This is a genomic window from Rhodohalobacter sp. 8-1 (assembly GCF_038150125.1).
Lineage (GTDB): Bacteria > Bacteroidota > Rhodothermia > Balneolales > Balneolaceae > SW132.
Window position 1 is genome coordinate 75,662 of sequence record NZ_JBBVMF010000009.1, and the last position, 19,761, is coordinate 95,422.

The following is a 19,761-nucleotide window of genomic DNA, read 5'->3' on the forward strand; positions in this document are numbered from 1 at the left end:
TACAAATATTAGCTCTACAGGTCAGGGCGCAATCCAGTTTTTATCCCATGAGTCTGATTCATGTGACCTTTTGCACAAAAACGCCAGGTGCTCCATCCCCGAGAGCTGAAGGGCCTTTATTTTAACTGCCGAGCAAACAATAACTGTGAAATAATCGTATCTGTAAGCGTCGGGCCATTTATGTGCGTCTTCTGGTTTATCAACGACAGAACCCGGGGAAACAACTGGAGTGTACGCCTTTTGGGCATCGCCCTGCACATCTTTCCATCGGCTTTCGGCAAGGTCATCCTGATTATGAATCGCTGCTTCTGCTTCAATCCGAACCTGAACTCGCTTTGACGGATCCCAGAAAAGGGCAGAAATGATGGGATTAGATTCAATCTCTTCCACTTTGGAAGTACGATGGTCGGTATAAAACTCAAACGCCCAGTCGTCTGAAAATGACCTCAGGACAACCATCCTGCTCTGCGGAATAATCTTTTTTGATGCGTTGACAGTGGCAACAGAGAAAAACCGAAACTTGTGTCTTGTATCAACTCCCGCGCGTTTGAGCTGATCATGTACTTCATTGAAGGCCTTATCTAAAGAGTGGTCTTTTTGAATGAGCATGAGGCTGGGTAAGGTTTTGTGTTTGCTTCGAGTAAAGATAAACTAAGATTGGAGGGAATAGGTTCAATTGGAGATGGGCTTAATAGGTCAGCTGGTCAACTGTTGAACTGACAAACTGTAGCACTAAAGAAAAGAAAAGCTGCGCCGGTTGTCACATCGGGCAGCCTCAAAACACAAGCAGAGGTTACTGCTGTTTGGGCATACTTAATTCCAATCTGAAGGTTTCAAGTAGACCTTCAGATTGGAGAGCAAAGCCCTCTCCAAAATTAGCGTCGCTGAACTTCTTCAATGACAGGCTCATCTCCATCTATAATGTCTGATTTTTGGATACGTAGTTCGGTTCGGGCCGGAAGGGCTGAATACCTGCCGTTCCAGTTTACCGTAATCATCAGCATGTCGTCATTGTCCAGAGACCGAAGTGTTGAGCCATAATCCCGGACGGTTTGGGTCAGCGTAGTATGAAACCGGTCTACGAGGTCGCGGACGGTTTCATCAGGCAGTGTTCTTTGTTGTTGCTCTACTCTTTCACGCAGCTCCTTCACTGAACGCCTCATACTGTCGGGGTTGAATCTGGGAGCATCCGGCGCAAAGGCACTGTCGATTCTTTCGGCAATGTTTCCAATTTCTTCAAAATCGATCTCATCAAGCATATTGGAGATATTAATCGAGAGACTGTCTGATTCAATTCGTAACTCCTCGATATTAATATCAAGATCACCAAAATCGAACCAGCCGCCGGTCCGCATCGAGGCGTTGATTGTGAAACTCGCTCCAAGTCCGGGCAGGTGCTCCACGACAGGAGATCGACGAACCCGGATGGTGTCGGACACCTCCTGCAGTGAGGTTTGAAGGATTGAGGCAAAGACCGTCAGGTCCCTGTCCGTATCGCGCTCTGCCAGGTTTACCACTTCGACGCGGCTTTCAAATTCCCCATCAGATATGGATCGGTTATCATATGCGCGGATGTCCGAGGCTGTAGCCCAAGCCGTAAGATTTGCCACTGTTCGCCTTGATGCAGCCGTGCCGGGTCGAATAGTGAACACCCCAGCTCCGTAACTGTGGGGCCCCATGGTCAGCCGGATGACCTCATCACCGGGAAGTTGCCTGAACAGCGGCGCATAATTTTTTAAGTACTCCATGAACCGCTCTTCTACAAATTCCCGGCCGAGTTCGCGCAACTCCTCAGGCTCAGGATCTTCATCAATGTGAATTTCTGTCTGCTCTTCCAGCACAACCCTGACAAATGCAGGCGTGAGGTTTGCACCGATTCTGAAATGAATGCCATAGCCGGGAATATACTGGCCGGTTACCTCCCGAATGTGCCGGCTGCTAAAACGGGACGCTGAAGGTTCAGCTTCAAAAAGTTCCTCAATGATCCCTTCGGCAATGCGGATATCGCGGTCAAAGCGGTCGGCTGACTGGGCCGCAAGCTTTCCCGAAAACAGTGTGATTAAGAGAATTATTGACGATAAAAAGATGTGTTGAGTTTTCATAGGTTTCACTCGTTTGGTTGTTGAACATTCAGTGCAAAAATAAGGTCTTCCAGGGCTTCTTCGGTCTGAAGGAACCTGTAATACGTTTCTTCCTCGAGCTGTGCCAGCCCCTCGCTTACCAGCACAAGGTCCTGCTGGCGCCGCCGGTTGTAATAGGTAGTGAGGGTTTGAATCACGTTTTCCATCTGCTGCTGATGCTGCTCGCGCGTTTGCTCAAGAGCTGTGGCCATTACATGGTTATTTTGCTCCTGCAGCTCGCTCATCATGGTATAAAATTCATCCTCTGTGATGAACGACTCAGTTTCGGCAGGTTCCTCAACAGGCTGCGGCTGAGGCGTGCCGAACGAAATCAGAGTTCCTTGTTCTGTCTGGTTGATTTGAAGATTCACAAATGAAAACACGGCTACGGTCACCAGGATAGCAGCTGCGACAGCGGCAAATGTTTTCAGGAAATATATTTTTGGATTTCCTGATGGGTTGGATGTTTTATCACCAGCAGTGTGATTCTCCTCAGTCCGAATCAGCATTAGTTTTTTCGGCGTGATCTCATCAGACTCTTCCTGCAAAAGATTGCGGGTAGCCTGCATCTCGTTGAGCTCCTGCTGCAGTTCAGGTTGATTGCGCAGCAACTTTTCAAATTCTCGTCGCTCGTTTGGCCCCATCTCATCATAGAGATAGTCCATCAGTTTGGATTGTACGTCGTTTTTATCCATTGTTCAGATAATCGTGTTTGATATTCCAGTGGGTCAATACTCGCCGGGTTGATTTAAGCCCGTAATAGAGGCGGGATTTCACAGTACTTTCCGGTTCCTCAAGAATGTCGGCGATTTCCCTGAACTTAAGGCCTTCATATTCTTTCAGAATGATGACAGTCCGCTGCTCGTCAGGGAGCGTGAGCAACGCTCTTTGAAGAATGGTGCCGAGCTCTTTGTTTTGTAAGTCGGTATCGGGTGCTATTTGATCTCCCTCAAGTCTGCCCGACTGTTCGATGTACGCTTCAAGAGATGTGGACTTTCGCCGGCCGGCGCGCTTCAGTTCATCCAGGCAGAGGTTGTTAGCGATTCTGTATATCCAGGACGAAAACTTCTCTGGATTCTTCAGGGTGTTCACATTCTGATACGTTTTGATAAACGTTTTCTGGGTGATGTCGTGCGCTTCATCTTCATCAGCAAAAAAGCGATAGGCAAACCGGTAGATTTTTGAGTGCCACTTTTCTACGAGTTGGGTATAAGCGGCCCTGTTGCCGTTTTGTACCTGTTTAATAAGAAGCGTGTCGTCCATGTTATCCATCAGTTAGCCTGATTTATCCCCGAAAATTCTTCAGGTTCTGAATGTATGACGATACAGGTCTGAAAAAAGTTTTAAGCGAAATGAAAAAAATTGAGATCGGTAAAATGGAGTGGTTTGAAAGAGAAGAAAATTGCCGAAGGTTTTCATTACTATCCGCCTGCACGCTGTATTTGCGGGCTGAAGGATTAGGGGCGCCCATCAGCCGGTCCAAACGGATTTCTTCGTAACAAAACTCCCATATGGGGAGCAGCCGACAGTTGAGTAATTACAAAATGTGAGGCCCTCTAATAGCTAATAGCTAATCGTCAATTGCCTGGAAAACCATCTGCCGAAATTTCCATCCTGACTGATCTCCGGTTGGTCCTTGTGTTTGTTTGAATAAAATTCCAATGACATTTTCTTCCGGATCGGCAAAGTAAGAGGTGTTAAAATAGCCGCCCCAGTCAAATGTACCTTCACTGCCACGTCCACCCATCGTTTCCCCATTTTCATCAATCAGCCCAAATGCCAGGCCGTAGTCTTTCCCGCTTTCTCCAAGTAGATCGGCCACCTGATTTTGCATCATAAATTCAACGGTCGTACGGCTAAGAAGGCGGATGCCGCCATATTCACCATTGTTCAAATACATTTGCAAAAACTTAGCATAGTCCTCGACTGTGCCGGATAAGCCGGCACCACCTGAGAAAAATGTCATAGCACCTGTTTTGGGATAGTCAGGATCATAAAATGTTTCGGGGTAGGGTGTCCACTTTCCATTCTCATCTTTTTGCTGCACGGTTACAAGCCGGTCGTGTTTAGCTTCCGGCAGGTAGAATCGCGTATCATCCATACCCAGAGGGTCAAAAATCCGTGTTTGAAGAAACTCATCAAACGGCATCCCTGACATCACCTCAATAAAATACCCAAGCACATCAAGACCTTCACTATATGTAAACGCCTCGCCCGGTTCATGATGCAGCGGCAGTTCCGCCAGCCGGGTCACGCTCTCTTCAATTGTGATGGATTCAGTCGTGAAAAGATCGGTGACACCCGCTTTCTCATAGATCATTTTGAAGCGTTCATCTCCGTCAATAACACCGTAGCCTATGCCAGATGTATGAGTAATCAGATCCCGGATGGTAATCTGATTTTCTGCGGGAACAGTTGTGTACGTAGTATCGTCGGCGTTGAACGTGTCGAGTATCTGCGCCTCGCCAAAAATCGGTAGATAGGTTGAGATGGGATCATCAAGCCTGAAGTAGCCCTCCTCCCAAAGCATCATTACAGCTGTTGACGTGATCGCTTTTGTTTGAGACGCAATCCGAAAGATGTCATCCCGCTCAAGTTCTCTGCCGCTTTGGTTATCAGCCATCCCAAATGATGTGTGATAAATAATTTTGCCATTTCGTGCAATGAGGGCTACCGCGCCCGGAATCCGGTTTTCTTCGATCTGTTCAGCCAGCATACTATCAATCAGTGAGAGGCGTTCCGGTGACATGCCGTAATTTTCTGCACGCCCTTCAGTGAGGGGTGGTGTAGAGACGATAGAATTGGTTTGAGCGTGGCTTACAATTGTAAACAGACTGAAGAAAGCAGCGAATAGAATTCTCATGAGGTTTGAATGAAAGGTTAATGGGTTTTGTAAGGTCAGCTCAGGTGTCTGTGACATTTACTAAAGAGCAGATCGTGGTTGTTTCTATATAAAAACCGTAATCCGAAATTCCTACACGCAGATTTAAATTAAGTTGAAATACAGGCTGCCGGAAATCAGGTTTCAAATTATTGCCAGGGAATGCCCGCGTAAACGAAATTTTTGATTTATAACCTGAGTTCGATTGTTATCATTACTGAAATACATTTAAAGCAGTCCGGTAAAAGGCCTGTTATCCCGCATTCCGAAGTAGAGAGATGGGATCGCCCATCCCCATAAAGGCGGTATATACAGTATTCAAAATTGAATTAACTAAATGACCGCCCTTTTTGGTCAGCTTTAGATATTTTTCCCTATTTTCGAATTGAACTTTGGTTTATACTTTTGTTAGATAAACTCACTATTATACACGGCTGGCTGTATAAGCATCGTATGAGTACAAATTTTAACTTCTTGTCTTCTATAAATTGTCTGTAATTCGAATTTTCTCTGTAATACTACTGCTGATTGCCGTTGTCGGATCATACCTGGCTTTTACGGGTATCAAACCGGAGCCGCCTGCAGCTGAGCCTGACTTAGCGTCTGAGCCCAAACCCGAGGAATGGGTAATGGACGATTCGATGACCACATTTCTGGATGAATTTGAGCAGAGTTTTACCGAGGGGCTGATCGCCAAACAAATCCCCGGTGCGGCTGTTGCGATTGTTAAAGACGGGCGGGTTGTCTATCAAAAAGGATTTGGCGTGAAAGAGGCAGGCAACCCCGAAAAAGTTGACGAACATACCGTGTTCAGGCTGGGAAGTGTGTCAAAAGGTTTTGCCTCGGTTCTGACGGGTCTGTTTGTTGAAGAAGGATTGGTCAGATGGGATTATCCAGTCTCGAAGTATTTAGAAGAGTTTAAGCTGAATGATCCCGAACAAACCAACCGGGTTCAGGTCCGGCACCTGCTATCTCATACATCTGGGTTGCCGCGCCACGCATATACGAATCTGGTGGAAGACGGGCTAACATTAGACCGCATTATTCCACGCCTGGAACGTGTTCCTTTGATCGCGAAAGAAGGCGATCAGCTTTCGTACCAAAACGCAGCCTATTCAGCGATAGAAAAAGTACTTGAATTCCAAACCAACACCGACTTTAATTCCCTGCTACACGAAAGATTGTTCAGTCCACTTGGGATGGAATATTCCTCGGCCAGTTATGACAGCATACGGAATTCCGGGAATGTAGCACTGCCTCACGTCTATTATTCCCGAGCACGCGGCCGCGTTCCAATCTCGATTTCAAGAAAATATTACAATGCGGTGTCTTCCGGCGGAATAAATGCGTCAGCCTCAGATATGGGGGAATGGCTGCTTCTGTTAACCGGGCACCAACCCGGTGTCATCTCTAAAGAAACGCTTGAAGATATTTATACTCCGTTCGTAACCATGAATAACCGCCGATACAGCAGACACTGGGTAGGCGTCAATAAATCGCATTACGCCATGGGATGGCGGGTCCTTGATAATCACGGACAAAAAATCGTCTATCACGGTGGTTATGTGAACGGGTACCGCAGTGAGATTGCCTTTGCACCGGAGGATGGCATCGGGATCTGTATTCTCATCAACACCAGCTCGAGCTATCCGCTGACGGTTATTCCGGATGTTTTTGAGTACTTCCGGTCGGAAACACATTCTTTGGGCATGACTGCGGAATAATAGTTGTTTCTTTCGAACCGATTATGAATAACAATTTCTTTCAATCAATTCCGGTTGATTCACTCAGACTAATCTTAGATGCAGAAAATCTGAAACCTAAGAGCTAATTGTTCCTCAGCACTTAGGTTTTATCTGAGTTCCATGGTTATCAAATTTAAACCAGGCAGTAGTCTTTCAGTTTAACTTTGTGTTTTTTATACCCTCGAAATTTGTTTTGTTACAAATGGATAAGTGATAGAGGAATCAAATTTCAGATGAGCCCTCCCTTGCTACTTTAATTCACGCTCACTCACTCATAAGGAATCCGCCCCAGAATATACTGAATCGTCTCAAGCCGGGCGGGGGCTTTATCATTGGCATCGATCACATTCCAGGGGGCGTGATCACTGTTTGTCTTTTCGAACATCCTCTCTTTGTAGGTGGTGTAATCCTCCCATAATTCTTGTGCGCGTTCATCAACAGCCGTCATTTTCCACTTTTTCAGCGGATCGCCTTTGATATCCTTAAAACGACTGGCTTGCTCTTTTTTGGTGATTGAGAAATAGATCTTAATCAGGTGCGTGTCGGACTGGATCAGCATTTTTTCAAACTCATTCACCTGCGACATAAAAATCTCGTACTCTCCATCTGTGCAGAAACCGTTGACCGGCTCCACCACAGCCCGATTGTACCAGCTGCGGTCAAAAAACACCATTTCGCCGGGATTGGGCAGCTGCGAGATATACCGCTGAAAGAACCACTGCTTGCGTTCATCTTCGGTTGGCACGTTTAGCGCTACTATACGATAGTGTCTCGGGTTGATGCGTTCCGTAAGCCGGCGGATTGCCCCGCCTTTACCTGCCGCATCACGGCCTTCAAAGAGCACTACCACTTTTTTGTCATTTTCGATGACCCACTGCTGAAGTTTGATGAGCTCTTCCTGCTCTTCTCGAAGGCTGTGGGCATATCGCACCTCAGACAGCGCTCGTTTCACGCTCGGTTTAGACCGGCGGAGAAGGGCGCATTTACCCAATTCTGAATTCAGTAGTCCTAAATCTTCGTCGCTGAATTTCATGTGGTCAGATGTCAATTTGTTTAGAACTGCGATGGTACTGCATCACGATATTCGGGTCGGGCAGCACTGTGGCTTCGGACTCTCCTTTGCCGTCGTAATTGAAGCGTGAAAGCACGTACCGCATACTCTCCAGCCGCGCCTGTTTTTTGTCGTTTGCCCTAACTATAACCCACGGGCTGTAGTTGGTATGGGTTTTGGCAAACATCTGCTCCTTGTAGTGCGTGTAGCGGTCCCACAGCTCCTGCCCCTTCCTGTCTACCGGGCTGTATTTCCACTGTTTGAGCGGGTTTTTTAGCCTTGAGTCAAACCGCTTCTGCTGTTCATTCCGCGATATCGAGAACCAGAATTTGATGATGATCAGGTTGTCTTCATAGAGCAGATGCTCAAACTCCGGGACCTGAACAATAAACTGTTCGTACTCTTCTTCGTTGCAAAACCCCATCACGGGCTCTACCACGGCACGATTATACCAGCTGCGGTCAAAAAAGACCATCTCACCCGGGTTGGGCAGTACTTTGATGTAGCGCCGAAAGTACCATTGGCCTCTCTCAACTTTTGTGGGCTTGGTAAGAGCGACTACACGAGACGACCGCGGATTGAGGTGCTCCTTAAACCGTTTGATGCAGCCTCCCTTTCCGGCGGCATCACGTCCCTCAAAAATAACGGCCAGCCGGCGACCGGTCCGGGCGACCCACTTTTGCAGATTCACCATTTCGATCTGAAGCTGTTTCAGTTCAGCCTCATACTCAAGTTTTCTGAGGGTTCGATCAATGGGGATATCGTGTTTTCGGGCCAGGTCAATGAGTTCAGACCGGGTGGATGCTTGCTTCAGGTGATCAGCTTCAAATGCCATAAATCGTGGATATTTTAATCTTACGGAGACAACGGGCAGCTTTTGCCGTATTGAGTCGTGTTTTGTTCTGTTGTGATATCATATTATCAGGAAGGTACAATTCGACGGGAGAAAGTCAATGGTTTGTTGAACTGCACTAAATTCTCTCCTGAGAGAAAACAGATATTAATGATCAAAAAAACCTTTGTGAATGCGAAAGTGCCTTACTTGGCGCATAGGTGAAAATAGGTTTTACCGGAAAGTTTGTGGGTACATGTTATAATCCTATTCATAGTCTTATTAAGCCAAATGGGTCATTCAGAAAGTTAAACGAGTCATTTGATAGAACAAAACATGTTGCTTTTGCAGATTCTTCACAAAACGGAAAACCACCGTTTTATTCAGAATGACAATGATTCGGCTTGGGGTATCGGGCGGCGTGACGACAAGACGATATTGAAAATGTAGAATGCAACCACGCCGCCCGTATGCTCACCAAAGAGCGTGTCATCCTGATCGAGCCATTGTTGTTGATGGCGAAGAGAAGGATCTGCAAAAGTAATGACCTATAAATTTGGAAAATGTTGAACATGGTCTAAGCGATTATTCACATATTTTGTCATCAACCCACAAACTTTCCGGTAGAACCTGAAAAATTTAGGATCACTAAATCAGACTTAATTCAATAAAGAACAGTGCCGATGATTAAAACAACCGTTTGAAGTATCAGATAACGTTAATAAGTAAAAGCAAGGTCAGTAAGGGGGCATCGGTAAAAGGAGGCCAAAAGAACTAATTCGGCTCTATGACGGGATTGTACCTATGAGCTCAACCAGCAGTATTTGCTATTCATCAGAGAAAAACGACTTAAAATGATGCTTAATTTTTACCCAATAGCCCAATCCGGTTTAGGAAAATTACGATTGCTTCCTCTGCTTGCGTTGCTAACTCTGACTTTCTGCAGTAAAGAGCCCGATCTCTCAGATATTAAGCTCAGTGATTTGATTGAGCCAACCACTTATACCGATGTGAAGCTTCAGTATGATGCAGACCGTTCTGAAGAACTTGGTGTACCATTTTTTGCTCAATACACATCTAACGGAGACCTTTTCACGGGAACTCAAAAGGTATATTATGTCGAGAATGATAGTCTGCATATGGAGCTTTACTATGAAGATGGGTTCAATACCGGCTCTTTGATGACCAAAGATGGGGATATCTATCTGCAAAAAAGTGACTTGTATTTGGATAAGCCTCATCTTGAGGAGATGTATGTCAATGAGGTTTTAGTCTATCAAGACCTCCATCCCGGTAAAACCGAAGATGGTTTGGGGCATGTTCGTTTGTGGCACAGAAACGGACAGTTGGAGCTTGAATCATTCTACACCGGGTATACCGGAAACAAATTAAAACAGGGACTCATGACAGAGTATGATGAAGAGGGGCGCATCACTATCCAGCAAAGGTATGAAGACGGGGAGCTGGTTGAAAAAATAAAATAACCGAAGCAGATTCTATTAAAGGTATAGACTTTTCGAGGTACCCCAGAAAAGGAGATTCAAAAGAAGAAATTATAACGTATGAATACGGAGTCTCCCGGGTTTTTCAATCCAGCCAATACATCTCCAGCATTTCGCTACACAACATTTTGGTGTTGTTCATTATAATTCTTTGCACAAGCTGATGTTCGTTTTTTGATATGATATCTCGTTTCTTCATCATATTCCAACCATTCTAAGAATAACAGTGTTAAAACTTTCATATGAAGCAAGGATGACCTTAACAGCATTGGTTATATGCTAATTTTACCTGCAATATCAAAAACCTGAATAGAGTTGAAAAAACTAGTCGACAGAGAAAAACTCAAATTGATATACGAGAAAGGTAAAGGTGCCTGGACTTACCATATTGTTATTCCTGAAACCGCAGATATCAAAGGCAAATGGGGCTTACTAAAAGTTTCGGGACTCATCGATGATTATGAGCTGAAAGAAATGAACTTGGCACCTCGAAAGGACGAGGACAAAATGATCTCGATAAATAAGGAAATTAGAGATGCCATTGGCAAAAGTGGAGGCGACGAGGTTACAGTAACACTGTTTCTGCATACCCAAGATAGAATTGATGGAAAATCGGATATCCTTCAATGTTTCAATGATGCCGGCGTACTTGGCAAATTTAAAGCCCTAAGCAGAGAGGAAAGAGATGAAATTATAGGGAATATTACCGCAAAAGGTACCGAGGCAAAACAAATTGAACAGATCAACCTTCACATCAACCAGTTGCTCAATTAGATTTATACTGAAATAGTATTGGTCGACATCTCTAATGATAAAAATAGAGTCAGAGACTTCACCACGTCATCTGTAACTACTCAATCCAATACCCCTCAAGCATCACCCGGCTCAACGTCTGGGTATGGCTCACATCATCAAGCGGATTTTCATCAAGCATAATGAGGTTGGCCACTTTTCCTTCCGCGATACTCCCCATAGTCTCATCCATATTCAGAAAACGGGCGGGTATGATTGTGGCTGACTTTAGAATCTCGGCGGGCGACATCCCCGCATCAGCCATAAACTCGAGCTCTTTGTGAGCGCTATAGCCGGGGACCATGGTTGGGTTTCCGGCATCTGGTCCCGTCATTACAGGTACGCCGGCTTCAATATTTTCGATGAATCTGTAATGCGATTTTAAATAGGTATGCCAAGATCCCTTCAGCTCAAATCATTTGTGAGAGATCCTGAGTGTCCGCCTTTTGAAAACTTCTTTTCGTTGAACTCCGATGATTCCCCTTTCGGAATAGATAAACTTTTCCAGTCGTCTGATTTTATCATTTTAGCGATGTATACGATTTGCCCAACATGATACGCGCAATGGGCCAGCTGACGATTCACGGCCTTAATGATAGAGTGCTCTTCGTTTCTGATATAAATCTTGGTGTCAAAATTAGACTCGTCAATCGTATCAAACCCATCAAACAGGCAGGCCCAGCCTTTTTCCCAGGCCGTTAACAGCTCATCACGGGTTTTTATGACGGGCTCAAACTCCTCGTCGCGTTTTCTCCACTCTTTTTCACCATCGGTGGTAAGGAAATCTGTCCACCGCGAAATCATGTTGCCCGACAGGTGGCTGACCAAAATCGCGATAGAATTGGACTGATCATTATACTGCCAGAAAAGATCTTCATCTTCGAGCTGGTTGAAGGTTTTATCTCCCATTTCCTTATAGAATACAAACTGCTGCCGGGTGGAGGTTAGGTACTCAAGTATCATAACGTTTCAGAATTTAGGTGAGAATTTTGACAGGAATCTGTAAAACAGATCCCTTCAGTGAAGAGCTTTAATTTATTCTTTCCGATCTATTTTGCGAATAGATTCCAGCAAGCTTTGCATTTTCTGAGAAATAGATTTTTCTAAATCCATTGAAGACTCTGAATTATCTTTCTCTCTTAGGCTGCTAACAAGTTTAGTGACCTGATAAAAAGAACCCAAAAGTCCGAATACAATGAAAATAAAGAAGAAATAGATGATGTCCCGCAGACGATCAAGAGCTAACCCAAGGTTATTAGCGTATGAAAGAAGTTCTTCGTTTGACTGCGAATCCCCGATTGATTCCGGTAGACCTGAAGGACTTATAAATGAAGGAAATGGAAGCAAAAACATAAAGACGACTATCATGAATCCACTGGAAAATATCATAATATTCAAGTCGATGATTGTTTTATCGATCTCATCTTTCGGTTTGCCTTTCCAGAACTTATAGCTAATCGTTAAAAGAACTATAATAACAGCCGCAACAAGGATTACATAGATGAAACCTGATTCTAATATCATGATGGACGGATAAGGGTTGCTTTAAATCTTGTTTTGATGAATAGACTTATCATTATAAAGGGTAAGTCAAATATGTATATAATTCCGAATTTATTTAAAAAACTAAAGATGACGTGAGCCTCTTTCTTTTTTCCCCACGCTTGACTATCTATAAGAATCAAAATTCAACAATTAAGCGGAGCAAATCATGGCAGAAAAGAGCGATTACTTAGATTATTCAGGGGCAGCAGACCAGTTTACCGGCGGCATCAATATGATACCGATCTCAACTCCAAAGGGAGAGTTTAAGGTGTATACAAAACGGGTTGGGAATAATCCCAGGATTCGGGTATTGCTTCTTCATGGCGGACCGGGCGCTACTCATGAACTCTATGAGTGTTTTGATGGATACCTGCCTTATGAAGGAATCGAATATATTTACTACGATCAGCTTGGATCTTATTACAGTGATCAGCCAAATGGAGAGGAATTATGGACGATCGACCGGTTTGTGGATGAAGTAGAGCAGGTGCGAAAAGCCCTGGAATTGACCAAAGACAATTTCTTTCTGCTGGGTCAGTCTTGGGGCGGAATGCTGGCGATGGAGTATGCACTGGCGCATCAGGATCTTCTGAAGGGACTCATTATTTCGAATATGATGGCTGACGTTAAAGCCTATAACAAATATGCTAAAGAGGTGCTGGGTCCCCAGATGCCGGATGAGGTTTATAAAGAAATTCTTGAGCTTGAAGAGAAGGAGGACTTTGAAAATCCGCGCTATGAAGAATTGCTGATGGAGCACCACTACACCGACCATGTGCTGCGAATACCACTGGATAAGTGGCCCAACTCCATACAACGAACATTTTCACACCTCAATAAAGAGGTCTATATGTATATGCAGGGGCCAAGCGAATTTGGCATCACCGGTGGTGCCACACTGGAAAACTGGAATCGAACAAAGGATCTCCCCAAAATTGCTGTTCCAACGCTTACCATTGGCGGCACACACGACACGATGGATCCAAAGCATATGGAGTGGATGGCGAGCGAAGTTCAGAACGGCCGCTACCTGCACTGCCCTGACGGAAGCCACCTGTCGCAGTATGACGACCAGAAAACCTATATTAACGGTATTGTGACATTCCTGAAAGATGTGGATAGCGGAGAGTTTTAAACTGCCCGCGTTTTAGTCACTTAACGCAGTAATGGGCGTTAGTTCAACTTTTCGAAACTCCACTTCGGCGCCTTCCGCCTGAAGTGCAATGTGTCCGCTTTCGGCGGTGGCATCATACCCGAAATTGACCATGTCACCGTTGACCCAGACTTTAATTGAGTCGCCCAGCGTTTCGATCGTCATCCGGTTCCACTCTCCCAATGGATTTTCTGAATCTTCCGTTAAATTAAGAATATGCCGGTTCTCTCCCTCGCGGATACCCCATTCCTCTTGCGGCCCTCGTCGGTCTACCATATCAGGTACGGTGATATCCTCTACAATCACCCAAAAATCCCCGGCATTTTCATGCATCATCTGTACCTCAATTGATTGAGGAAACATCCCATATAGCGCTCTCGGGGTGGATGCATGTACTAAAACTCCGCAGTTTCCCGGTTCGCCCGGAAACCGATACTCCACGTCCAGGCGATAATCGGAATACTCTTCATCTGTAATCAGGTGGCCTCGCGGGTCACCAAGACTGACCAGCATGCCGTCTCGCACAATAAAAGCCTCGGTAGTATCCGGGTTTTCATCCATTGCCGGAACATCTGCATGCCAGCCGGTAAGATCTTCGCCATTGAAAAGAGAAATAGTGTCTGTTCCGCTTTCAGATGTTTCAGGTTGAGACTGAGATTCTGATTGACAGGCAAGCATAGCGAAGAAAAGAACTGGAAGAAGATAAGCGGGTAGTTTCATGGCCGGATATAGTATGTTCTATATGTAGTTATGGAAGTAAGATAGACTTTTTCTGCAGAAGAAATGATCAATGGAGATGCCTTTTTGACTAAAGCATTGCAACGTAGATTTACCCTTCTGAACTGGCAGCCAGAAAATCATTTACTTCCAGCCAGTGAATGAATGCATCAAACCAACGATTGCTGGTGCGGTCCGGATTCCCAAGGCCGAAGCCATGGCCGCCATTTTGATAAAGGTGAAACTCGACCGGTACCCCCGCATCATACCAGGACTTGATGACGCCGAACTGTCCTCGAAAAAGAAAATCGTCTGTGGCGATAACATTAAACATAGGCGGAGCGTCATTTGGTACTTCAACCGGGCCCATACCGCCGTAGACCGGGCCAATAAAGGCCAGTTTCATAGTCTGTGAATTGATTGTTGAATGCATTGTAAGACCGGCACCTGCCGAAAAGCCAATCATACCCAGCCGATCAGTATCGACGCCCCAATCCTCAGCCCGGTCAACGATCATGGCATAAGCGGCCTCGGCATCTTCAAGTTGGTCAGACAGGTCTCTTTGCGGCCGGCTTGGTGGTTCTTCATTTTGCGGTGTATCAGCTGAGTCAGCTGCTGCTGTGTCAAAGGTTCGATTCATCGAGTCTCTGAAGCCGTCGAGTGACTCAGGGGTAGGGTGGAGTCGATACTTAAGCACAAAGGCGGCTATCCCCTGTTCGGCAAGTGCCTCAGCAACTTCCCATCCTTCATTGCCCAGTGAAAGCCATCTGAAACCACCACCAGGTGCAACGATTACTGCAGCTCCATTCGCTTTGTCAGGTTCTGGCAAAAACGGAGTGAGAGTTGCAGTAGAGATATTCCTCGCCATCGGGTCACCCCATTGGCGAAACCAGGTTTCGGGCGCGGTTTGCCCTTCGACTTCACCTGTACCGAGCGGAATAGCATTTGGCTCATCAGGAGCATCAAGCGGGTATATCGTTCCATCTTGTGCCACAGCGGATGTAGTGAAGAGAAGAATGGAAGCGGCAAATGCAAGAAATGTGGCGATTGAGGCAGTTAGCGTATGGTTCATAATTTTATCATTCATAGTTCGGTGATGGTTGATTTTAAATCAATCTTATGTAATTAGCATAACACCCTGTGCTCAAATGGGTTGGACCTTCTTTCAGCAATGTAACTAAAACAAGTTATTATTTATATAATCAGTTTAAAAAGATAAACAACGGTAATGCCCGATATGGAATCCCGGGTACAGTTAACTGTAATGTTGCTGTATAAATGAGTGACTCTTTCACACCAATAAAGACACGGAAAAGCTTGCTTATTTTGTGATCCCGTACTTCAGCGCCATTAATACGTGGCTGAATGTATCATTGTGAGTAAATTGTCAGTAAATAGTTATCAGAGGGTTTTGTCCTATCGAATTGTCTTTTACTTAAAACCAGATCGTGTTAAGGTGAAATGCCGTAAGTGGAGAAGTGCACCCCGGGTATCCGACGGCAAAGCCATCTGTATCAATTTATATTTGCCTGAAATTCTATAAATCAGACATAATGTCCAGAAGTCGTTCCCACGACTGATCTCGTGCCGACTTATTCGCCTCAGACCCATTCGGGTCATCCCCGCGGCGCATGTAAGCATGACCGGCTCCGTCATAAATCACGTAGTCGTATGTGTTACCATACTGTTCCATCAACTCTTCTGTCTCCGGAATTGTGGAGTTGATACGCTGATCGTCCTCGCCGTAAAAGCCATAAACCGGCACGGAAATATTGGCGTAAGCTTCTTCATCTGATGGCGGGCTTCCGTAAAAGACCATGGCTGCATCCAAGCCATCAGCATTGGTGGCATATCGGAATGTCTGTGAACCACCCCAGCAAAATCCACCCACGACGATTGTTCCGTTTGATGCATCAAGCCCTTCAGCGTATGACTGAACCACCATCAGGTCAGCCGTGATCTGGTCTGGGTTGAGCTGGTAAAGTGCATCGCGAGCGGCATCAGATGAAGCATAATCGGGCGTGCGGCTATGGTCCTCATCAAAACCAGAGAGGAGATCCGGGGCGATAGCGATATACCCGGCCTCAGCCATTTGATCGGCGAAACTTCGAACCCAGTCGGTGAGGCCGCGGTTTTCGTGGATCACAATCATTACGGGCACGTCCTCAGACGTTTCCGGGTAAGCAACAAAATTATAGACTTCACGGCCCTCTTGCTCCACAGTCACCCATTCGTGATGACGGGGTGAGTTTTCGAGCTGTTCCAGCGCAAAATTTTGTGCTGCAGAAAGTGTGGTCAGAAAAAAGGATAAGATCAGAAGGTAAATTAGTTTCATGAGTGGTATCGGTTATATATAAAACACTGGCTATTGGTTAATCATTTATTAAAACATTTTGCTGATGCCTAAATGAATTAGCCGCGTTTGGTCTCTAACATTGATTGCTTATCTCCCATTCGGTTGACATTAAAATATCATACTCTTCCACTTATCACTTTAATAAAGTTTTACTTACAAAACTTCAATTTTACCATAGATTTCTAACATAAATTGATCACTTCTCGGAGTACAGATATAAGCCGGACGCCGTTAGAACTTAATAACCAGATAACTACGGGTTAATTTAATTAGTTCTTGCTGGAAATTTTAAATGAATGAAAAATAATAACTTGAGTATACAAATGAGATTTAAGCCATTTTCCTTGTTTCTGACAGGATTGCTTCTCTTTCCCATACTGAGCACAGCGCAAAACTTACGAACATTAAATGCTTATGAAATAGAATCTTCCATCCAAATTGATGGCCGGCTGGATGAAGAAGCATGGCAACACGCGGATACGGCAATAGATTTTCAACAGTTTACTCCCGATGAAGGTGCGCCAGCCACGCAACAATCGGAAGTCAAAATTTTGTATGGTGAGGGCAGCGTATATATAGGAGCTGTACTTTATGATGAAAATCCGGAAGATATTGAACGCGCTTTGGCAAGAAGAGACGACTATAACCGCGCGGACTGGTTTCGGGTATCTATAGATTCATATTTTGATCGTCAAAATGCATATGCATTTGGTGTAAGTGCTGCGGGCACACAGTATGACGCAATCCAAACAGGCGGGGGGGTTCGCGGTATGGATACGTCATGGGATGCAATTTGGTACTCAGAGGTCAGTATTACAAGTGAGGGTTGGATAGTGGAAATGGAAATACCATACAGCATGCTGCGATTTTCAAACGCTGCAAATCTGACTTGGGGTATCCATTTTACAAGAAGAATACCAAGACTGGGGGAGGTATCTGAATGGCCGATGGTACCAAGGGTGGAGCGCGACAACCTGATAGCCAGCTTTGGCGAATTAAGAGAGATAAGAAACATAGAGCCAAGACCGAATATTCAGTTTCGCCCTTACACTGTCAGCAGGCTTAATAGGCAGGAAAATTTAAATACACCGGGGTCGGTACTTTCAAGTACGAGTTTCGATGCAGGTGGCGATCTCAAAATCGGATTAAGCCCCAATGTAACACTTGATGCCACCATAAATCCCGATTTTGGCCAGGTTGAAGCAGATCCTGCTGAATTAAATCTGTCGGCTTTTGAAACGTTTTTTGACGAACAACGCCCGTTTTTTGTCGAAGGGTTCAATATATATGAGTTTTCAGTCGGGCGAGGCGAACTTTTATATACCCGAAGAATAGGTGCTCAAAATCCAATTATTGGTGCTACAAAATTGTCGGGCCGCACAGATAAAGGAACTTCATTCGGATTTCTTGGTGCTGTTACCGGGGATGATTTTAACCCTTCAAACAATTATGGGGTAGGCCGTGTCAGTCAACAAATTGGCGATTATTCTTCTATTGGCTCTATACTAACTTTTTTTGATAGTCCTTACTCAAGAGGGGATGGCCGGCGTCGTAGTTATTCAGGAGGCTCAGACTGGGATTTTCGTTTTTTAGATAACAATTACGGCATTGAAGGATTTGCTTCTTTCACACATAGAACATTAACTGCAAAGGAGAATTCAGAAACAGGTTTTGCAGGCAGGTTGTGGTCTGTAAAGCGCCAGGGACAGTTGACAGGATTTACCGGGGTTGACGTCTTCAGTGATACATTTAATCCCAATGATATCGGACAGCTCCGTGCAAACAACTACATTGTAGGGTTGTCAAGAGTTGAGTACCAAATTAACAGAGGCCAGCCTTTTGGGCTATTTCAGCAGGCTAAGGCTGACTTTTTTGGCCGGCAAGGCATTTCATATGATAAGGGGCTGGATCTTGGAATGAGCCTGAATTTTGGATCTGAATGGACTTTAAAAACATTTCAGTCTTTTGAGATTGGTTTTTCATTCGATAATATTTTTGGCGGTTATGACCTTTTTGAGACAAGGGGATTAGGCCCGTGGGCGGAACCTTTAAGTTTTGGAATTGAACTGGAATATGAAACAGATGAGAGAAGATCATGGCAGTTATCTCCGGAGATAGCAGGGTCTTTTTTTGATAACGGTGGAAGGCAATACAGCACGGGAATGAGGGGAAACGTCAATGTTGGATCACGTCTATCTTTTATGGGAAATGTAGAGATAGAATGGGAAAGGGGTGTAGTTGCATGGGCAGCAAACGAATCATTCAGACGAAGAGGTTCCGACTGGTTGATTGGTAAAGAATCTGCGCCGCCGACGCGGCTCAGCCCGGAGGATTATGTATTATTCGATGATAAAGGATTGCTGGATTCCATATTTGAACAATCCCGCCGGGTGAATGACAATACATACTATGCCCCGGTATTTGGTGCTCGTGATACCCGGTCTATCGATTTTACTGTCAGAAGCACCATCACTTTTATACAAAATCTTTCCTTACAGTTCTATGGTCAGTATTTTATGGCGCGGGGTAAATATGATAATTTCCAAATTCTTGATAATCGTGATAATCTTTCTCAGTTTGACCCTTATCCAAAGAGAGATGAATTCTCTCTGAACAGTTTCCAGTCAAATACGGTTTTGAGGTGGGAATACCGGCCCGGCGCCACATTTTTTCTTGTATGGTCTCACGGACGATTTATTGAAGAAAGAATCAATCCATTAGCTCCTTTTGCTGACTCTCCCTATGAGAAACAGTTTGGTGATCAAATCAGAGATGTATTTGATATAATTCCCAATAATACTTTTATGATCAAACTGGACTATACATTTCTTTACTAACTGCAGTTATGAGACTTTCCGGAAAGGTAGGAGGCATTGGGGGTGTTCATACTGCCCTCCCTGATTTGCCTATCTTTCCCTGTTAGACGAACCTCTGCCCATATCAGCGGTTTAATTTTTCTGTATCATCAATGATGAAAGCTCGAGAGAGGTGCACGAGACTGCTTTCTTAGACAGTCTCACCCGCCTCAACAACAGTAAGCGAAACCTGATGGTCTTAAGCATCGAAT

The 19,761-nt window shown here is 44.9% G+C and carries 18 protein-coding genes; 5 read left to right on the plus strand and 13 right to left on the minus strand.

The window, feature by feature from the left end:
• Positions 1 to 21 precede the first annotated feature (21 nt).
• The 5 genes from AABW11_RS11010 to AABW11_RS11030 all read right to left on the minus strand — a co-directional run bounded on the left by AABW11_RS11010 (position 22) and on the right by AABW11_RS11030 (position 4,983).
• Positions 22 to 609 carry a pyridoxamine 5'-phosphate oxidase family protein gene (locus AABW11_RS11010; RefSeq protein WP_340105144.1) on the minus strand — a complete coding sequence of 196 codons (588 nt, stop codon included), beginning with the start codon at positions 607 to 609 and terminating at the stop codon, positions 22 to 24.
• Positions 610 to 875: 266 nt separating this feature from the next.
• Entirely contained in the window at positions 876 to 2,102 is a 1,227-nt protein-coding gene (locus tag AABW11_RS11015; RefSeq protein ID WP_340105145.1) for a hypothetical protein, read from the minus strand.
• A gap of 5 nt (positions 2,103 to 2,107) precedes the next feature.
• The gene (locus tag AABW11_RS11020) at positions 2,108 to 2,815 is read right to left on the minus strand and encodes a hypothetical protein (protein WP_340105146.1); all 708 of its coding nucleotides are present in this window, start codon (positions 2,813 to 2,815) and stop codon (positions 2,108 to 2,110) included.
• On the minus strand, positions 2,808 to 3,383 hold the full coding sequence (locus AABW11_RS11025) for an RNA polymerase sigma factor (protein ID WP_340105147.1): 576 nt from the start codon (positions 3,381 to 3,383) through the stop codon (positions 2,808 to 2,810). The genes AABW11_RS11020 and AABW11_RS11025 overlap by 8 nt, the downstream gene beginning before the upstream one ends.
• A gap of 307 nt (positions 3,384 to 3,690) precedes the next feature.
• Positions 3,691 to 4,983: a serine hydrolase domain-containing protein gene (locus AABW11_RS11030; protein ID WP_340105148.1), complete on the minus strand. Its 1,293-nt coding sequence runs from the start codon at positions 4,981 to 4,983 to the stop codon at positions 3,691 to 3,693.
• Positions 4,984 to 5,489: 506 nt separating this feature from the next.
• Between AABW11_RS11030 and AABW11_RS11035 the strand changes: the two genes are divergently transcribed.
• Positions 5,490 to 6,725 carry a serine hydrolase domain-containing protein gene (locus AABW11_RS11035; RefSeq protein WP_340105149.1) on the plus strand — a complete coding sequence of 412 codons (1,236 nt, stop codon included), beginning with the start codon at positions 5,490 to 5,492 and terminating at the stop codon, positions 6,723 to 6,725.
• A gap of 289 nt (positions 6,726 to 7,014) precedes the next feature.
• On the opposite strand, the gene ppk2 (AABW11_RS11040) is transcribed toward AABW11_RS11035, so the two are convergent.
• A complete protein-coding gene (ppk2, locus tag AABW11_RS11040; protein WP_340105150.1) occupies positions 7,015 to 7,779 on the minus strand; it encodes a polyphosphate kinase 2 in 765 nt (254 codons plus the stop codon).
• Positions 7,780 to 7,783: 4 nt separating this feature from the next.
• On the minus strand, positions 7,784 to 8,632 hold the full coding sequence (gene ppk2 / locus AABW11_RS11045; protein WP_340105151.1) for a polyphosphate kinase 2: 849 nt from the start codon (positions 8,630 to 8,632) through the stop codon (positions 7,784 to 7,786).
• A gap of 851 nt (positions 8,633 to 9,483) precedes the next feature.
• Between ppk2 (AABW11_RS11045) and AABW11_RS11050 the strand changes: the two genes are divergently transcribed.
• A complete protein-coding gene (locus AABW11_RS11050) occupies positions 9,484 to 10,113 on the plus strand; it encodes a hypothetical protein (RefSeq protein WP_340105152.1) in 630 nt (209 codons plus the stop codon).
• Positions 10,114 to 10,446: 333 nt separating this feature from the next.
• Entirely contained in the window at positions 10,447 to 10,905 is a 459-nt protein-coding gene (locus AABW11_RS11055; protein WP_340105153.1) for a DUF1905 domain-containing protein, read from the plus strand.
• Between the two features lie 76 nt (positions 10,906 to 10,981).
• Here the strand turns inward: AABW11_RS11055 and AABW11_RS11060 are convergent, their stop codons facing one another.
• The 3 genes from AABW11_RS11060 to AABW11_RS11070 all read right to left on the minus strand — a co-directional run bounded on the left by AABW11_RS11060 (position 10,982) and on the right by AABW11_RS11070 (position 12,447).
• Entirely contained in the window at positions 10,982 to 11,332 is a 351-nt protein-coding gene (locus AABW11_RS11060) for an amidohydrolase family protein (RefSeq protein ID WP_340105231.1), read from the minus strand.
• A complete protein-coding gene (locus AABW11_RS11065; protein ID WP_340105154.1) occupies positions 11,329 to 11,886 on the minus strand; it encodes a DUF1572 family protein in 558 nt (185 codons plus the stop codon). The genes AABW11_RS11060 and AABW11_RS11065 overlap by 4 nt, the downstream gene beginning before the upstream one ends.
• A gap of 72 nt (positions 11,887 to 11,958) precedes the next feature.
• Positions 11,959 to 12,447 carry a hypothetical protein gene (locus AABW11_RS11070; protein WP_340105155.1) on the minus strand — a complete coding sequence of 163 codons (489 nt, stop codon included), beginning with the start codon at positions 12,445 to 12,447 and terminating at the stop codon, positions 11,959 to 11,961.
• 187 nt (positions 12,448 to 12,634) lie between these two features.
• Between AABW11_RS11070 and AABW11_RS11075 the strand changes: the two genes are divergently transcribed.
• On the plus strand, positions 12,635 to 13,603 hold the full coding sequence (locus tag AABW11_RS11075; RefSeq protein WP_340105156.1) for a proline iminopeptidase-family hydrolase: 969 nt from the start codon (positions 12,635 to 12,637) through the stop codon (positions 13,601 to 13,603).
• 12 nt (positions 13,604 to 13,615) lie between these two features.
• Here AABW11_RS11075 and AABW11_RS11080 read toward each other — a convergent pair whose 3' ends face one another.
• The 3 genes from AABW11_RS11080 to AABW11_RS11090 all read right to left on the minus strand — a co-directional run bounded on the left by AABW11_RS11080 (position 13,616) and on the right by AABW11_RS11090 (position 16,673).
• Positions 13,616 to 14,299 carry a 3-keto-disaccharide hydrolase gene (locus tag AABW11_RS11080; RefSeq protein ID WP_445263762.1) on the minus strand — a complete coding sequence of 228 codons (684 nt, stop codon included), beginning with the start codon at positions 14,297 to 14,299 and terminating at the stop codon, positions 13,616 to 13,618.
• A 151-nt stretch (positions 14,300 to 14,450) separates the two neighbouring features.
• Positions 14,451 to 15,410, minus strand: coding sequence for an alpha/beta hydrolase (locus AABW11_RS11085; protein ID WP_445263763.1), 960 nt, complete (start codon positions 15,408 to 15,410; stop codon positions 14,451 to 14,453).
• Between the two features lie 465 nt (positions 15,411 to 15,875).
• Positions 15,876 to 16,673 carry a dienelactone hydrolase family protein gene (locus AABW11_RS11090; RefSeq protein WP_340105159.1) on the minus strand — a complete coding sequence of 266 codons (798 nt, stop codon included), beginning with the start codon at positions 16,671 to 16,673 and terminating at the stop codon, positions 15,876 to 15,878.
• Between the two features lie 317 nt (positions 16,674 to 16,990).
• Between AABW11_RS11090 and AABW11_RS11095 the strand changes: the two genes are divergently transcribed.
• Positions 16,991 to 19,531, plus strand: coding sequence for a DUF5916 domain-containing protein (locus AABW11_RS11095; RefSeq protein ID WP_340105160.1), 2,541 nt, complete (start codon positions 16,991 to 16,993; stop codon positions 19,529 to 19,531).
• The last annotated feature ends 230 nt before the right edge of the window (positions 19,532 to 19,761 follow it).

Excerpts from the sequence above, each read along its gene's own strand:
- AABW11_RS11030 (WP_340105148.1), bottom strand. The coding sequence starts at position 4,983 with ATGAGAATTCTATTCGCTGCTTTCTTCAGTCTGTTTACAATTGTAAGC.
- AABW11_RS11075 (WP_340105156.1), top strand. The coding sequence starts at position 12,635 with ATGGCAGAAAAGAGCGATTACTTAGATTATTCAGGGGCAGCAGACCAG.
- AABW11_RS11070 (WP_340105155.1), bottom strand. The coding sequence starts at position 12,447 with ATGATATTAGAATCAGGTTTCATCTATGTAATCCTTGTTGCGGCTGTT.
- AABW11_RS11025 (WP_340105147.1), bottom strand. The coding sequence starts at position 3,383 with ATGGACGACACGCTTCTTATTAAACAGGTACAAAACGGCAACAGGGCC.
- AABW11_RS11010 (WP_340105144.1), bottom strand. The coding sequence starts at position 609 with ATGCTCATTCAAAAAGACCACTCTTTAGATAAGGCCTTCAATGAAGTA.
- ppk2 (WP_340105150.1), bottom strand. The coding sequence starts at position 7,779 with ATGAAATTCAGCGACGAAGATTTAGGACTACTGAATTCAGAATTGGGT.
- AABW11_RS11090 (WP_340105159.1), bottom strand. The coding sequence starts at position 16,673 with ATGAAACTAATTTACCTTCTGATCTTATCCTTTTTTCTGACCACACTT.
- ppk2 (WP_340105151.1), bottom strand. The coding sequence starts at position 8,632 with ATGGCATTTGAAGCTGATCACCTGAAGCAAGCATCCACCCGGTCTGAA.
- AABW11_RS11015 (WP_340105145.1), bottom strand. The coding sequence starts at position 2,102 with ATGAAAACTCAACACATCTTTTTATCGTCAATAATTCTCTTAATCACA.
- AABW11_RS11080 (WP_445263762.1), bottom strand. The coding sequence starts at position 14,299 with ATGCTTGCCTGTCAATCAGAATCTCAGTCTCAACCTGAAACATCTGAA.
- AABW11_RS11050 (WP_340105152.1), top strand. The coding sequence starts at position 9,484 with ATGATGCTTAATTTTTACCCAATAGCCCAATCCGGTTTAGGAAAATTA.
- AABW11_RS11095 (WP_340105160.1), top strand. The coding sequence starts at position 16,991 with ATGAAAAATAATAACTTGAGTATACAAATGAGATTTAAGCCATTTTCC.
- AABW11_RS11020 (WP_340105146.1), bottom strand. The coding sequence starts at position 2,815 with ATGGATAAAAACGACGTACAATCCAAACTGATGGACTATCTCTATGAT.
- AABW11_RS11085 (WP_445263763.1), bottom strand. The coding sequence starts at position 15,410 with ATGAACCATACGCTAACTGCCTCAATCGCCACATTTCTTGCATTTGCC.
- AABW11_RS11065 (WP_340105154.1), bottom strand. The coding sequence starts at position 11,886 with ATGATACTTGAGTACCTAACCTCCACCCGGCAGCAGTTTGTATTCTAT.